16 protein-coding genes are annotated in these 13,356 nt (G+C 67.9%); 14 read left to right on the top strand and 2 right to left on the bottom strand.

The window, feature by feature from the left end:
- Nucleotides 1–64 precede the first annotated feature (64 nt).
- The 9 genes from SF06_RS04130 to SF06_RS04090 all read left to right on the top strand — a co-directional run bounded on the left by SF06_RS04130 (nucleotide 65) and on the right by SF06_RS04090 (nucleotide 7,835).
- Nucleotides 65–1,126, top strand: a complete 1,062-nt coding sequence (locus SF06_RS04130) for a sensor histidine kinase (RefSeq protein WP_027589260.1) — start codon at nucleotides 65–67, stop codon at nucleotides 1,124–1,126.
- Nucleotides 1,123–1,866 (top strand): LytR/AlgR family response regulator transcription factor, encoded by a 744-nt coding sequence (locus SF06_RS04125; protein ID WP_039560109.1) that lies wholly within the window; start codon nucleotides 1,123–1,125, stop codon nucleotides 1,864–1,866. Before SF06_RS04130 ends, SF06_RS04125 begins: the two co-directional genes overlap by 4 nt.
- A gap of 90 nt (nucleotides 1,867–1,956) precedes the next feature.
- Nucleotides 1,957–2,895, top strand: coding sequence for a hydroxymethylbilane synthase (gene hemC / locus SF06_RS04120; protein ID WP_027589262.1), 939 nt, complete (start codon nucleotides 1,957–1,959; stop codon nucleotides 2,893–2,895).
- Nucleotides 2,892–3,662, top strand: coding sequence for a uroporphyrinogen-III synthase (locus SF06_RS04115; RefSeq protein WP_027589263.1), 771 nt, complete (start codon nucleotides 2,892–2,894; stop codon nucleotides 3,660–3,662). The genes hemC and SF06_RS04115 overlap by 4 nt, the downstream gene beginning before the upstream one ends.
- A 72-nt stretch (nucleotides 3,663–3,734) precedes the next feature.
- Nucleotides 3,735–4,793 carry a uroporphyrinogen-III C-methyltransferase gene (locus SF06_RS04110; RefSeq protein WP_081993397.1) on the top strand — a complete coding sequence of 353 codons (1,059 nt, stop codon included), beginning with the start codon at nucleotides 3,735–3,737 and terminating at the stop codon, nucleotides 4,791–4,793.
- Nucleotides 4,790–5,989, top strand: a complete 1,200-nt coding sequence (locus SF06_RS04105; RefSeq protein ID WP_039560107.1) for a heme biosynthesis protein HemY — start codon at nucleotides 4,790–4,792, stop codon at nucleotides 5,987–5,989. Before SF06_RS04110 ends, SF06_RS04105 begins: the two co-directional genes overlap by 4 nt.
- A gap of 55 nt (nucleotides 5,990–6,044) precedes the next feature.
- On the top strand, nucleotides 6,045–6,536 hold the full coding sequence (locus SF06_RS04100) for a disulfide bond formation protein B (protein WP_027589265.1): 492 nt from the start codon (nucleotides 6,045–6,047) through the stop codon (nucleotides 6,534–6,536).
- A 195-nt stretch (nucleotides 6,537–6,731) separates the two neighbouring features.
- Nucleotides 6,732–7,214, top strand: a complete 483-nt coding sequence (locus SF06_RS04095) for an Rsd/AlgQ family anti-sigma factor (RefSeq protein WP_027589266.1) — start codon at nucleotides 6,732–6,734, stop codon at nucleotides 7,212–7,214.
- Between the two features lie 108 nt (nucleotides 7,215–7,322).
- Nucleotides 7,323–7,835 (top strand): AlgP family protein, encoded by a 513-nt coding sequence (locus SF06_RS04090; protein WP_039607233.1) that lies wholly within the window; start codon nucleotides 7,323–7,325, stop codon nucleotides 7,833–7,835.
- Between the two features lie 3 nt (nucleotides 7,836–7,838).
- On the opposite strand, the gene SF06_RS04085 is transcribed toward SF06_RS04090, so the two are convergent.
- Entirely contained in the window at nucleotides 7,839–8,297 is a 459-nt protein-coding gene (locus SF06_RS04085; RefSeq protein WP_039560105.1) for a TIGR02444 family protein, read from the bottom strand.
- Nucleotides 8,298–8,344: 47 nt separating this feature from the next.
- On the opposite strand from SF06_RS04085, the gene SF06_RS04080 reads away from it, so the two are divergent.
- Genes SF06_RS04080 through SF06_RS04060 form a run of 5 tightly spaced genes read left to right on the top strand, consistent with a single transcriptional unit; the run spans nucleotide 8,345 to nucleotide 12,704 of the window.
- A complete protein-coding gene (locus tag SF06_RS04080) occupies nucleotides 8,345–10,252 on the top strand; it encodes an ATP-binding cassette domain-containing protein (protein WP_039560103.1) in 1,908 nt (635 codons plus the stop codon).
- Entirely contained in the window at nucleotides 10,249–10,824 is a 576-nt protein-coding gene (locus SF06_RS04075; protein WP_027590968.1) for a mechanosensitive ion channel family protein, read from the top strand. The genes SF06_RS04080 and SF06_RS04075 overlap by 4 nt, the downstream gene beginning before the upstream one ends.
- A 6-nt stretch (nucleotides 10,825–10,830) precedes the next feature.
- Complete coding sequence (locus tag SF06_RS04070; protein ID WP_027590969.1) at nucleotides 10,831–11,589, top strand: TerC family protein; 759 nt, start codon at nucleotides 10,831–10,833, stop codon at nucleotides 11,587–11,589.
- Nucleotides 11,590–11,617: 28 nt separating this feature from the next.
- Nucleotides 11,618–12,250 (top strand): LysE family transporter, encoded by a 633-nt coding sequence (locus SF06_RS04065; RefSeq protein WP_039560101.1) that lies wholly within the window; start codon nucleotides 11,618–11,620, stop codon nucleotides 12,248–12,250.
- A gap of 1 nt (nucleotide 12,251) precedes the next feature.
- On the top strand, nucleotides 12,252–12,704 hold the full coding sequence (locus SF06_RS04060) for a YaiI/YqxD family protein (protein ID WP_027590971.1): 453 nt from the start codon (nucleotides 12,252–12,254) through the stop codon (nucleotides 12,702–12,704).
- 6 nt (nucleotides 12,705–12,710) lie between these two features.
- Here the strand turns inward: SF06_RS04060 and SF06_RS04055 are convergent, their stop codons facing one another.
- Complete coding sequence (locus SF06_RS04055) at nucleotides 12,711–13,292, bottom strand: RBBP9/YdeN family alpha/beta hydrolase (protein ID WP_027590972.1); 582 nt, start codon at nucleotides 13,290–13,292, stop codon at nucleotides 12,711–12,713.
- Nucleotides 13,293–13,356 lie beyond the last annotated feature (64 nt).

Raw genomic sequence — 13,356 nt, 5'->3', positions numbered from 1 at the left:
GGCGTCCCTCGATTCGGTGCGCCAGATCGCTGTGCCAACGCGGCGCCCGGGCAACATGAGCGCCATGCGCCTGTTAACCCCGAAACCTGCCCCGCTCGACGATTTCTTCGTGCCCGCGCTCTGCGAGCCGGAGGCGCTGCTCACCCTCGTGTTGCTGGCCGAGCTGCTGGTGCTGGTGCTGGTACTGGCCGAACCGATGACCGTCGGCTTCGACTGGGTGCGCCTGGCCCTGGTCTCGCTGTTCGTGCAGTGGATCGTGCTGCTCTCGGCCGCCGTGCTGTGTCGGCTGCGCCCCTGGCTGGCACGTTGCCGGCCGCTGATCGCCGGTCTGGGGTGCTGCCTGGTGGTGGTGCTGCTGACCCTGGCCTGCACCGCGGTTGCCGAGCAGTACGAGCTGGGCGGCCCGCCCAGCGGGGAGCCGGCGCTTTACCTTCGTCATGCGCTGATCAGCCTGATCATGAGCACCCTGCTATTGCGCTACTTCTACCTGCAGAGCCAGTGGCGCCTGCAACAGCGCGCCGAGCTGCAGGCACGCATCGAGGCCCTGCAGGCGCGCATTCGTCCGCATTTCCTGTTCAACAGCCTGAACAGCATCGCCAGCCTGGTGGTGAGCGATCCGGCCAGGGCCGAACAGGCGGTGCTGGACCTGGCCGACCTGTTCCGCGCCAGCCTGGCCAGCCCCGGCAGCCTGGTCAACTGGCGAGAGGAGGTTACGCTGACGCGCCGTTACCTGGCCATCGAGCACTACCGGTTCGGCGAACGCCTGCAGGTGGAGTGGTGCGTCGATGGGGTGCCGGATGATCTGCCGATTCCGCCGCTGACCCTGCAGCCATTGGTGGAGAACGCGCTGATCCATGGGGTGGCCCCGCGTATCGAGGGCGGCCTGGTGCGCATCGAGGCGCAATGGCGCGCGGGGCGCTTCGAGCTGCAGGTCAGCAACCCGCTGGCGGAGCGGGAGGTGCCGGCATCGCGCGGCACCCAGCAGGGGTTGGCGAACATCCGTGGCCGACTGACGGCACTTTTTGGTCCTGACGCGAGTCTGAGCGTGGAGCGCCGTAACGGACGGCACTTTACCTGTCTACGCTATCCTTGTTTCAGTCTCACGCAGGAAGCCAGAGCCATATGAACGTCTTGATCGTCGATGACGAACCGCTCGCCCGTGAACGTCTGCAACGCCTGCTCGGAGAAATCGAAGGTTATCGCGCGCTGGATGCCGCGGCCGCCAATGGCGAGGAAGCCCTGGCCCTGATCGACAGCCTCAAGCCCGACGTGGTGCTGCTGGATATTCGCATGCCCGGCCTGGATGGCCTGCAGGTCGCTGCCCGCCTGTGCGAAAAGGAAGCGCCGCCTGCGGTCATCTTCTGTACCGCCCACGACGAATTCGCCCTGGAGGCTTTCCAGGTCAGCGCGGTCGGCTATGTCGTCAAGCCCGTGCGCCGCGAGGACCTGGCCGAGGCGCTGCACAAGGCGCAGCGCCCCAATCGCATGCAGCTGGCCGCCCTGACCCGGCCGCAAGCCGGCGGAGGTGGACCCCGCACCCATATCAGCGCCCGCACGCGCAAGGGCATCGAGCTGATTCCGCTGGAACAGGTGCTCTACTTCATCGCCGATCACAAGTACGTGACGCTGCGCCACAGCGGCGGCGAGGTGCTGCTGGACGAGCCTCTCAAGGCGCTGGAGGACGAGTTCGGTGACCGCTTCGTGCGCATCCATCGCAATGCGCTGGTGTCCCGCGAACGCATCGAGCGCCTGCAGCGCACACCGCTGGGGCATTTCCAGCTGTACCTCAAGGGCCTGGATGATCAGGCGCTGACCGTGAGCCGCCGTCATGTCGCCGGCGTGCGCAAACTGATGAGCAACCTGTAGGGCCGGCCGGGCGCTTTCCTTGATCCGCGCCGGTCCAGCCTCCGGCCGCGGCCTGTTATCATGCCGGCAGTTCTCGTTCTGGAATTGCCCATGTCCCGCGAAATCCGCATTGCCACCCGCAAGAGTGCCCTGGCCCTGTGGCAGGCCGAATACGTCAAGGCGCGCCTGGAGCAGGCGCATCCCGGCCTGCAGGTCAGCCTGGTTCCGATGGTCAGTCGCGGCGACAAGCTGCTGGACGCGCCGCTGGCCAAGATCGGCGGCAAGGGCCTGTTCGTCAAGGAACTGGAAACCGCCCTGCTGGAGAACGAGGCGGACATCGCCGTGCACTCCATGAAGGACGTGCCCATGGAGTTTCCGGAGGGCCTGGGCCTGTTCTGCATCTGCGAGCGCGAAGACCCGCGCGACGCCTTCGTTTCCAACACCTTCGACTCCCTGGATGCGCTGCCCGCCGGCAGCATCGTCGGCACTTCCAGCCTGCGCCGCCAGGCCCAGCTGCTGGCCCGCCGCCCGGACCTGAAGATCCAGTTCCTGCGCGGCAACGTGAACACCCGCCTGGCCAAGCTGGACGCCGGCGAGTACGACGCCATCATCCTGGCCGCCGCCGGCCTGATCCGCCTCGGCTTCCAGGAACGCATCCGTTCCTTCATCAGTGCCGAAGACAGCCTGCCGGCCGGTGGCCAGGGCGCGGTGGGCATCGAATGCCGCAGCGCCGACAGTGAGGTGCATGCGCTGCTGGCGCCGCTGCACCACGCCGATACTGCCGACCGGGTCATTGCCGAGCGTGCACTCAACAAGCACCTGAACGGCGGCTGCCAGGTGCCGATCGCCTGCTACGCCATGCTGGAAGGCAACGACCTGTGGCTGCGCGGCCTGGTCGGCCAGCCGGACGGCGGCCGTCTGCTGCGCGCCGAGGCCCGCGCACCGCGCCAGGATGCCGAGGCGCTGGGTGTGCAGGTGGCCGATGCCCTGCTGAAGCAGGGCGCTGCCGCCATCCTGGCCGAAGTCTACGGCGAGGCCGGCCATCCGTGAGCGCCTGGCGCCTGCTGCTGACGCGCCCCGCCGAGGAGTGCGCCGCACTGGCGGCGCAGCTGGCCGAGCAGGGCATTCACGGCAGCTGTCTGCCCCTGCTGGACATCCAGCCGCTGCCGGAAACCCCCGAGCAGCGCAGCCTGCTGCTGGAGCTGGACCGCTACTGTGCGGTGATCGTGGTCAGCAAGCCGGCGGCACGCCTGGGCCTTGAGCGCGTCGATCGCTATTGGCCGCAGCCACCGATCAACCAGCACTGGTTCAGCGTGGGCGCGGCCACCGGCCAGCTGCTGGCCGACTACGGCCTGGACGTCAGCTGGCCTGAGGGGGGTGATGACAGCGAGGCGCTGCTGGAACTGCCAGCGTTCAGCGACGCCCTAAAGGTGCCCAACCCCCGGGTGCTGATCATGCGCGGTGATACTGGCCGGGAATTGCTCGCCGACCATCTGCGCGGCCAAGGTGTGGCGGTGGACTATTTGCCACTCTACCGGCGCCACCTGCCCAACTATGCTTGCGGCGAGCTGTCCCGACGCGTCGCCGCTGAGCGGCTCAATGGCCTGGTGATCAGCAGCGGCCAGGGCTTCGAACACTTGCGCCAGCTGGCCGGCGAGGCCTGGCCGGAACTGGCTCGGCTACCCTTGTTCGTGCCCAGCCCGCGAGTTGCCGAGCTGGCCCGCGCCGCGGGCGCCGAGCAGGTGGTGGATTGCCGTGGCGCCAGTGTCGCGGCGCTGCTTCAGGCATTGCAGGCCCACCGGGCCCCACATGGATAGGACGTACACGTGAGCGAAACCGACGCGCAAAGCCCCGCTCTTCCGGCTCCCTCCGAGCAGAACGAGCCCCGCATGGCTGCCGGCCGTACTGCCCTGCTGCTGGCGATCGCCGCCCTGCTGATCGCCCTGGCGGCTGCCGGAATGGGCGGTTGGAGCTTCTGGCAGGGGCAGCAACTGCAGCGCCAGGCGCAGGCGCAACTGGCCGAGCAGCGCCAGCTGCAACAGGAATGGCAGACGGCCCGTACCGAAAGCGAACAACAGCTGGCGGCGACCGAGAGTGATGTGCGCCAGCGTCTTGAGCAGTTGCCCAGCCAAGAGCAACTGGCCGAACAGCGCCAACTGCTGCAGACCCTGCAGGGCGATCAGCAGCACCTGGCGCAGAGCCTCACCCGCCTGCTCGGCGCCAGCCGTGAGGACTGGCGGCTGGCCGAGGCCGAGCACCTGCTGCGCCTGGCCATCCTGCGCCTGTCCGCCCTGCAGGATGTGCCCAGCGCCATTGCCCTGGTGCAGGTCGCCGATGACATCCTGCGTACGCAGGACGATCCGCTGGGCTTCGCCGCGCGCGGCGAGATGATCAAGGCCCTGGAGGCCTTGCGTGCCCTGCCGCAGCCGGACCGCAGCGGACTGTTCCTGCAACTGGCCGCCCTGCGCGAGCAGGGCGAGCGTCTGCTGCACCAGCCGCCGCAGTTCAGTCAGCCCGCCCGGGAAGCGCCGCAGCAGGCGTCCGAGGAGCGGGTCTGGGAGTACATCTGGCGCAAACTGTCCCCCTACCTGCGCATCGAGCTGAACGCCGAGCAGGAACTGCGGCCGCTGTTGGCCGGGCAAAGCCTCGCGCAGGTGCGCCTGGCCCTGAGCCTGGCCCTGGAGCAGGCGCAATGGGCCGCGCTGAACGGTCAGCCGCAGGTCTACGGCGCCGCGCTGCAGCAAGCCAGCGACGTGCTCACCGGTTATTTCGATACCGCCAACCCCGCCGCACGCAGCCTGCGTCAGCGCCTCGCCGAGTTGGCCGAGCAGCCGGTGAGCGTCGACACGCCCGACCTGCGACCGGCCCTGCAGAGCCTGCAGGCCTACCTGCGTCAGCGCCAGCAGGCGCGCGGCGAGGAACAGCCCGCGACGGAGGAAGCGCCATGATCCGCGCCGTGCTGCTGCTCGCCGTGCTGGTGGCCGGCGCCAGCCTGCTGGGCCTGGCCATCGCCCAGGGCAGCGGCTACGTGCTGATCGCCTACCGAGGGATGCGCTACGAATCCAGCCTGTGGATGTTCCTGGCCCTGCTGCTGGCGTTGTGGCTGCTGGTCTGGCTGGCGCGCCGAGCGCTGCGTCTGCTGGGTGTTTCGGGCGCGCTGCTCAACCCCTGGTCGCGGCGCCACCGCCAGCGGCGCGGCCACAAGGCCAGTGAGCGCGGCCTGCTGGAGCTTGCCGAAGGCCGCTGGCGGCCGGCGCTGCAGCACCTGCGCCTGGCTGCCGAACAGGACCCGCATCCCTTGCCCTATTACCTGGCCGCCGCGCGGGCCGCGCAGCATCTGGGTGACTACGAGGAAAGCGACGCCCTGCTGGAGCAGGCCCTGAACCGCCAGCCCCATGCGGAACTGGTCATCGCCCTGACGCATGCCGAGCTGCAGGAGCAGCGCGGCAACCTGGAAGGGGCCGAGGAAACCCTGACCGCCATGCTCGAGCGCCATCCGCACCAGCCGGAAACCCTGCGCCGATTGCTTGCTGTGCAGCGCCGCCAGGCCAAGCCGGCCGCGTTGCTCGGCCTGCTCCCGGAGCTGCGCAAACACAAGGTGATCGAGGAAGCCGAGTTGCGCGAACTGGAGCGCGAGGCCTGGGCGGCGCGCCTGCGTGAGGTCGGTCGCGGTGGCGAGGCGCAGGCCCTGCGTGACACCTGGCCGCTGCTCAGCAGCAGCCTGCAGCACGATTCGCACCTGCTGGGCCTGTATGCCGAGCAGCTTGGCCGTGCCGGCGCCGAGGCCGAGGCCGAGGCCCTGGTGCGCAAGGCGTTGCGCAGGCAGTACCAGCCGGCCCTGGTGGAACTCTACGGCCGTCTGCGCGGGGCGGACAGCGGCCAGCAGTTGCAGGAAGCCGAACAGTGGCTGAAGGAGCACCCTGACGATCCCGTGCTGCTGCGCGCCCTGGCGCGAATCAGCATTCGCCATCAGCTGTGGGGCAAGGCGCGGGACTATTACGACGCCAGCCTGGCGCTGCAGCGCGATCCGAGGACTTGTGCCGAGCTGGCCCGATTGCTGGCGCGCCTGGGCGAGGGCGAGCGCAGCAACCAGCTGTTTCAGGAGGGGCTGGGAATGCTGGACACCGACGCACGTCATGCTTGAAAAGCCCCGGTGGGTTCCTCTACCGTAGCGACCCTCACAGCCCACCGGTGTCACCATGCTCCACGTCAGTTCCCGCACGCTGTTCCTCGTCGCCTTCCTCGGCACTGTCCTGATCATGCTGGGGGCGCTTTATCTGGAACATGGCGTCGGCCTGGAGCCGTGCCCGCTGTGTATCCTGCAGCGTCTGGCAGTCATCGGTTTCGGTCTGGTCTGCCTGGTTGCCGCCATACACGGGCCGGCGCGCACCGGCCAGCGAGTGTATGCCGCGCTGGCGCTGCTGATGGCAGGCGCGGGTGCCGGGGTGGCCGGGCGGCAGATCTGGCTGCAGCAGGTGCCGGCCGATGAGTTGCCGGCCTGCCTGCCCAGCCTCGACTACATGCTCGAAGCCCTGCCGTTTCAGGAAGTCATCAGCCTGATGTTGCACGGCAGCGCCGATTGCGCCAAGGTCACCTGGACCCTGTTCGGCATCAGCATTCCCGAATGGAGTCTGCTGGCCTTCATTGGCATGATCCTGTTCTCCCTGTATCTGCTGCTGCGTCGCCGTTGATCGGCTTTCCCGCGTTCCCTTTCGCGTCAAGCACCCGCCAAGCCACGGCGCACGCGGCCTGGCGGGAAAACGCGCGTATGAATATTTCCCCGCCCGCGCCTTGAAAGGCGATCGTCCTCAAGCCTACAGTGGCCCGCACACGGGCACCGAAGCCGGTGCGCGTCCTGATGCCGCCATGAGTTATACGAGGTCGACATGCTGGAACGATGCCGAAATGCCCAGGAACGCTGGGGTGGGGTTCATGAGCTGATCGATCGCTGGTTGCGCGAACGGCAGGATCTGGTCACCGAGCTCGCTGGTCTCGGCAAGGGTGTCGAGCCCGGAGCGCAGGGCGCCGAGGCGCTCAGGGGGCTGTGCCAGATCATGCTCGATTACGTGTCGGCCTGGCACTTCGGTGTCTACGAGCAGCTGCTCATCGAGGCGCGCGAATTCAACGACCAGCGTGGCCTGGAAGTGGCCAGCCAGATCCAGCCCCGCATCGAAGCAATCACCGCGCAAGTCGTGGCATTCAACGACCGCTGTCCGGCCGGGCGCTGCGCCAGTGATCCGGCGCTGGCCGGCGAGTTGCAGCAGCTCGGTCGGTTGTTCTGCGAACGCTTCGAGCTGGAGGACTGCCTGATCGAGGTGCTGCACAACGCGCATCGCCAGAAGGCGCAGGCAGTCGCTGGCCATCAGTGACCGGGTTTCATTGCTGCCGGTCAACCCGTTCTGCAATGCCGGCGTGAGCGCCTATGCCCGGCTCCGACGGGCGGCTAGTATGGGCGCATTCATCGCCAGGAGAGCGTCATGGCCGCCAAGAAGAACACCGTGCAAACCCCCCTGCACCTGCTGCAGGAACTGTCGCAGAGTCTGCTCGCGCACCTGGAGGAGGCCTGCATCCTGGCCCAGGCCGATGCCGAGAAGCTGTTGCTGAAGCTTGACCGGCAACGCGCCAAGGCTCAGGAAAAGCTCGAAGCGGCCCGCCAGGCGCTGGAGAAGGCCGCTGCTGCGGGCAAGGCCGGAGCGCAGGCCAAGGCGCGTGCGCGCATCGAGAAGCTCGAGCTGCTGCTGGACGCGCTGAAGGCCAGCGATCGCGACACCCGCAACTACCTGGTTCAGCTCAAGGCTGACATCCAGGACAGCCTGCGCATGGCCCAGCAGGTCGGCAAGGCCGGTGAGGACGCTGCCCAGGCCCTCGCCGCGCGTCAGGAGGCTCCCAAGGCCAAGGCGCCGCGGGCAGTCAAGCCCGCAGAAAAGGCACCCGTGAAGAAAGCGCCGGCGCGCGCGGCCAAGCCCAAGGCGGCAGCGGCACCTCAGTAAGCGTCAGCGCCCGGCGGCCACCGCCAGACGAGTCAGCTCGGCCGCGCAGGTGGTCGGGCTGGCCAGGCGGGTGAGCCATGTCAGGGGCTCGCCCGACGCCTGGGTGGGCCAGTCTGCGCAGCAGGCTTCCAGGCGGCGCAACAGTTCGCGTTCGGCATCCTGTTCGAGTTCGGCCAGTCGTTGGCGCAGCGCGGCCAGCCCGGCATCCTGGCTGGCCGCGACCTTCCAGCGCCGGCGCAGGGTGCGCAGCGGGGCGACCACTTCGTGCTGCCAGTCGGCGGCGACCTCGCGCAACTGCTGACAGCGCCCCGGTGTGCAGATCACGCCGCGCCAGCCCAGCCAGACGGCGCACAGCAACAGGCAGACATCCTCATCGTGCTCGTCCTGCAGACGCAGGCAAGCCGTCTCGACGCCCGGCTGGGCATACAGCTGCACGGCAAAATCCCACAGCGCTTTGCTCATCGGCCCCCCGTTCGCCGACGCAGGAAACTGATAAACTGCGCCGCCTTATGATTCGACTCGAAAAGCTTACCCTACAGCGTGGCCCGCAGCGTCTGCTGAGCGAGGCCGACCTCACCCTGCATCCCGGTCAGAAAGCCGGCCTGGTCGGGGCCAATGGCGCCGGCAAGTCCAGCCTGTTCGCCCTGCTGCGTGGCGAACTGGGCGCCGATGGCGGCGAATGTCATATCCCGGCCAGCTGGCGCATCGCCCATATGCGCCAGGAGATCGACGACCTCGAACGCCTGGCGGTGGATTACGTGCTCGACGGCGACGTCGAGCTGCGCCGCATCCAGCGTGAACTGGCCGCCGCCGAGGCGGCCCACGACGGAACGGCCCAGGCACGCCTGCACACCGAGCTGGACACCGCCGACGGCTACAGCGCCGACGCCCGGGCGCGCAAGCTGCTGGCCGGCCTGGGCTTCGAGCCGGCGCAGATGGAGCGCCGGGTCGGCGACTTCTCCGGTGGCTGGCGCATGCGCCTCAACCTGGCGCAGGCGCTGATGTGCCCGTCCGACCTGCTGCTGCTCGACGAGCCCACCAACCACCTGGACCTCGATGCGATCCTCTGGCTGGAAGGCTGGCTGAAGAGCTACCCGGGCACCCTGCTGCTGATTTCCCACGACCGCGATTTTCTGGATGCGGTGGTGGAACAGATCATCCACGTCGAACAGCAGAAGCTCACCCAGTACCGGGGCGGCTATTCCGCCTTCGAGCGCGCCCGTGCCGAGCGTCTGGCCCAGCAGCAGCAGGCCTACGACAAGCAGCAGGCGCAGCGCGCGCACATGGAAGACTTCATCCGCCGCTTCAAGGCCAAGGCATCCAAGGCCCGCCAGGCGCAGAGTCGTCTCAAGGCGCTGGAGCGTCTGGAGGAACTGGCCCCGGCGCATGTGGATTCGCCGTTCGATTTCAGCTTCCGCGAGGCATTGAAGGTATCCAGCCCGCTGCTGGACCTGGCCGAGGGACGCCTTGGCTACGGCGAGCGCGCGGTGCTCGACAAGGTCAAGCTGCAGCTGGTGCCGGGCGCGCGCATCGGCCTGCTCGGTCCCAACGGCGCCGGCAAGTCGACGCTGATCAAGACCCTGGCCGGCGAACTGCAGCCGCTGGGCGGCCGCCTGCAGCGTGGCGAGAACCTGGCGGTGGGCTACTTCGCCCAGCACCAGCTGGATGCCCTGGACTCCAAGGCCAGCCCGCTGCTGCACCTGCAGCGCATCGCCCGCGACGAACGCGAGCAGACGCTGCGCGATTTCCTCGGCGGCTTCGACTTCCGCGGTGACCGTTGCGACGAGCCGGTGGTCAACTTCTCTGGAGGCGAAAAGGCCCGCCTGGCGCTGGCGCTGATTGCCTGGCAGCGCCCCAACCTGCTGCTGCTCGACGAACCCACCAACCACCTGGACCTGGAAATGCGCCTGGCGCTGACCATGGCCCTGCAGGAATTCGAAGGCGCCGTGCTGGTGGTCTCCCACGACCGCCATCTGCTCAAGAGCACCACCGACCAGTTCCTGCTGGTGGCCGAGGGCCGTGTCCAGGAGTTCGACGGCGATCTCGACGACTACGCCCGCTGGCTGGTGGATTTCCGCGCCCGCCAGCAGCCGGCCAGCGCCGAGCCGGTCGGCGAGCGTACCGACAAGCGCGCCCAGCGCCAGGCCGCCGCCGCCCTGCGCCAGCAGCTGGCGCCACACAAGCGCGAGGCGGACAAGCTGGAAAGGCAGCTCGGCGAGGTGCAGGAAAAACTGGCGGCGATCGAAGCCCGACTGGCCGACCCGCAGCTGTATGAAGCAGTCCGCAAGGACGAGCTCAAGCAGCTACTGGCCGAGCAAAGCACCCTCAAGGCACGCGAGGCGCAACTGGAAGAAGCCTGGCTGGCCTGCCTGGAGACCCTCGAGGCCCTGCAGGCGGAACTGGAGAGTAGTCAATGAAGGAATGGTTGCCGTTGTGGGCTCAGGAGTGGTTCGGCATCCTGGTGCCCGGCTTGCAGATTGTCCTGATCCTGTTCGTCGCCTGGGCGCTGCAGCGCCTGCTGCGGCGCTTCATCGTGCGCGTCGGCGAGCGCTACCGCCTGCCGATGGAATTGCTGATGCCGCTGCGCGGCCTGCTCAGTTGGCTGATCATGGGCAGCGCCCTGCTGATGGTGCTGGAGCGCCTGGGCGTGTCGGCCACCGTGCTGTGGACCGCGCTGACCGGTTTCGCCGCCGTGGCGGCGGTGGCCTTCTTCGCCGCCTGGAGCGTGCTCTCCAACCTGTTCTGCGCCCTGCTGATCTTCACCGCCAGCCCGTTTCGCATCGGTGATCAGCTGGAAGTGGTGGAAAGCGCCGACAAGCCCGGGGTCAAGGGCCGAGTGGTGGACATCAATCTGCTCTACACCACCCTCGAGGATGTCAGCGAGGGCAGTCAGGGCTGCCTGCTGCAGATTCCCAATTCGCTGTTCTTCCAGAAGGTCGTGCGCCGCTGGCGGGGCACGGAACTTTCTACCCTCAAGCGCGAGATCTGATCCCCTATGGAATGGCTGACCAACCCGGAAATCTGGGTAGCTTTCCTGACTCTTACCGCCCTGGAAATCGTCCTGGGCATCGACAACATCATCTTCATATCCATCCTGGTGTCGCGCCTGCCCAGGCACCAGCAGGCCAAGGCACGTTTCTTCGGCCTGGCGCTGGCCATGGGTACGCGCATCCTGCTGCTGCTGTCGATTGCCTGGGTGATGCGCCTGACCAACGACCTGTTCACTGTCTGGGGTGAGGGCATTTCCGGTCGAGACCTGATCCTGTTCTTCGGCGGCCTGTTCCTGCTGTTCAAGAGCACCCTGGAGATCTGGCACAGCGTCGAGGGCGAAGAGGAATCCCATGAGGGTGCCGGCGCCGCCAGGGCCGGCTTCATGAGCATCATTCTGCAGATCGCGGTGATCGACATCATCTTCTCCCTGGACTCGGTGATCACCGCTGTGGGCTTGGTGGAGAACGTGCCAGTGATGGTCGCCGCCATCGTCATCGCCGTAATAGTAATGATGCTGGCCGCCGGCACCATCAGCGAGTTCATCGACAAGCACCCGACCCTGAAGATCCTTGCCCTGTCGTTCCTGATCGTGGTCGGCACCCTGTTGGTGGCCGAGGCCTTTGACGTGCACGTACCCAAGGGCTATGTGTACTTCGCCATGGCCTTCTCGCTGGGCGTCGAGGCGCTCAACATCCGCATGCGCCGCGCCATGAGCCGCAAGCTGCGTGATCCGCTGAAACTCAACAAGGGCCAGCCGGACTGAGTCCGCCTGACCCGCCGGGGACACTGCCATGGCCTGGGAAACCTGGTTCGCCTTCTTCGCCGCCTGCTGGGTGATCAGTCTGTCGCCCGGTGCTGGCGCTATCGCCTCGATGTCCTGCGGCCTGCGCTACGGGTTCTGGCGGGGCTACTGGAACGTGCTCGGCCTGCAGCTGGCGCTGGCCCTGCAGATCGCCATCGTTGCCGCAGGACTCGGCGCGGTGCTGGCGGCCTCGGAGCTGGCCTTCGGGCTGATCAAGTGGTTCGGTGTCGCCTACCTGCTGTACCTGGGCTGGAAGCAGTGGGTCGCGCCGGTGGGCGAGCTGGCCGCCAGCGACACGGCGCGTCCGCTGGGCCGACCGCTGACCCTGGTGCTGCGCGGCTTTCTGGTCAACGCCAGCAACCCCAAGGCGATCGTCTTCATCCTCGCGGTGATTCCCCAGTTCCTCGATCCGCGTCAACCGCTGCTATCCCAGTACCTGATCATCGCCGCCACCATGATCGCCGTGGACCTGGTGGTGATGGCCGGCTACACCGGGCTGGCGGCCCGGGTACTGCGCCTGCTGCGTTCGCCTCGCCAGCAGCGGCTGCTCAACCGCACCTTTGGCGCGCTGTTCATGGCGGCCGCCGCCTTGCTGGCCACCGTGCGCCGGGCGCCGGCCTGACATGCGCATCTGGATCGACGCCGACGCCTGCCCCCGTCCGGCGCGGGACCTGGTGGTCAAGTTCGCCCTCAAGCGCAGCCTGCAGGTCAGCCTGGTGGCCGGCCAGGCGCAGACCAAACCGGCCTTTGCCTGCGTACGCCTGATCGTGGTGCCCAGCGGGCCGGATGCCGCCGACGATTACCTGGTCGAACACGCCGAGCCGGGCGATCTGGTGATCTGCAGCGACATTCCGCTGGCCGACCGGCTGGTGAAGAAGGGCGTCGTCGCCCTCGACCCGCGCGGCCGCGAGTTCGACGAGCGCAACATGGGCGAGCGCCTGGCGCTGCGCAACCTGTTCAGCGATCTGCGCGACCAGGGGCAGATGGGCGGTGGTCAGGCGGCCTATGCCGAGCGTGATCGCCAGGCCTTCGCCAACGCGCTGGATCGCCTGGTGACGCGCCTGTCCCGAGGCTGAGTCGGCTCAGGCGTAGCGTCGGGCATGCTCGTCGATCCGTTGCTGCAGGCGGTACAGCCATGCGAAGCCCTGTTCCCAGCGACGGTGTCCCGACTTCACATTGATATGGCCGACGCCGCTGAGCAGCGTGGCCTCGGCGTACCAGTCGGCGGCCAGTTGCAGGGCACTCGAGGCGCTGGCCGCCGGGTCGTTGTCGGAGGCGACCAGCAGGCTGGGGAAGGGCAGCGGCTGGCGCGGCAGCGGCGCAAAGTTGCGCAGCGGCTGCGGGCATTCGGCGCGCTCCACATCCGCCGGCGCCACCAGCAGCGCGCCACGGACTCGCTCCAGCAGAGCAGGTGATGCCTGGGTTGCCCAGTGGGCGATGGTCACACAGCCCAGGCTGTGGCCGATCAGGATCACCGGGCCGGGCGCCCGCGCGATGGCCTCTTCCAGGCGGCGCACCCAGGCAGCCTGACGCGGCTGCATCCAGTCATCCTGTTCCACCCGGGCGCTGTTGGGCAGCACGCGCTGCCAGTGGCTCTGCCAATGCTCGGCCGGCGACCCCTGCCAGCCGGGAACGATCAGGTAGTGGGGAGTGGAAAGGGACATGGCGCGCCTCCTGACGATTTCTGGCGCCAGTGTAGGGAGCTCTGTTTCGGATAAGAAGGAATAA

It is taken from the genome of Pseudomonas flexibilis (assembly GCF_000802425.1).
Lineage (GTDB): Bacteria > Pseudomonadota > Gammaproteobacteria > Pseudomonadales > Pseudomonadaceae > Serpens > Serpens flexibilis.
Note: the sequence above shows the minus strand (reverse complement) of the source record. Positions and strands in the feature narration are given on the sequence as shown.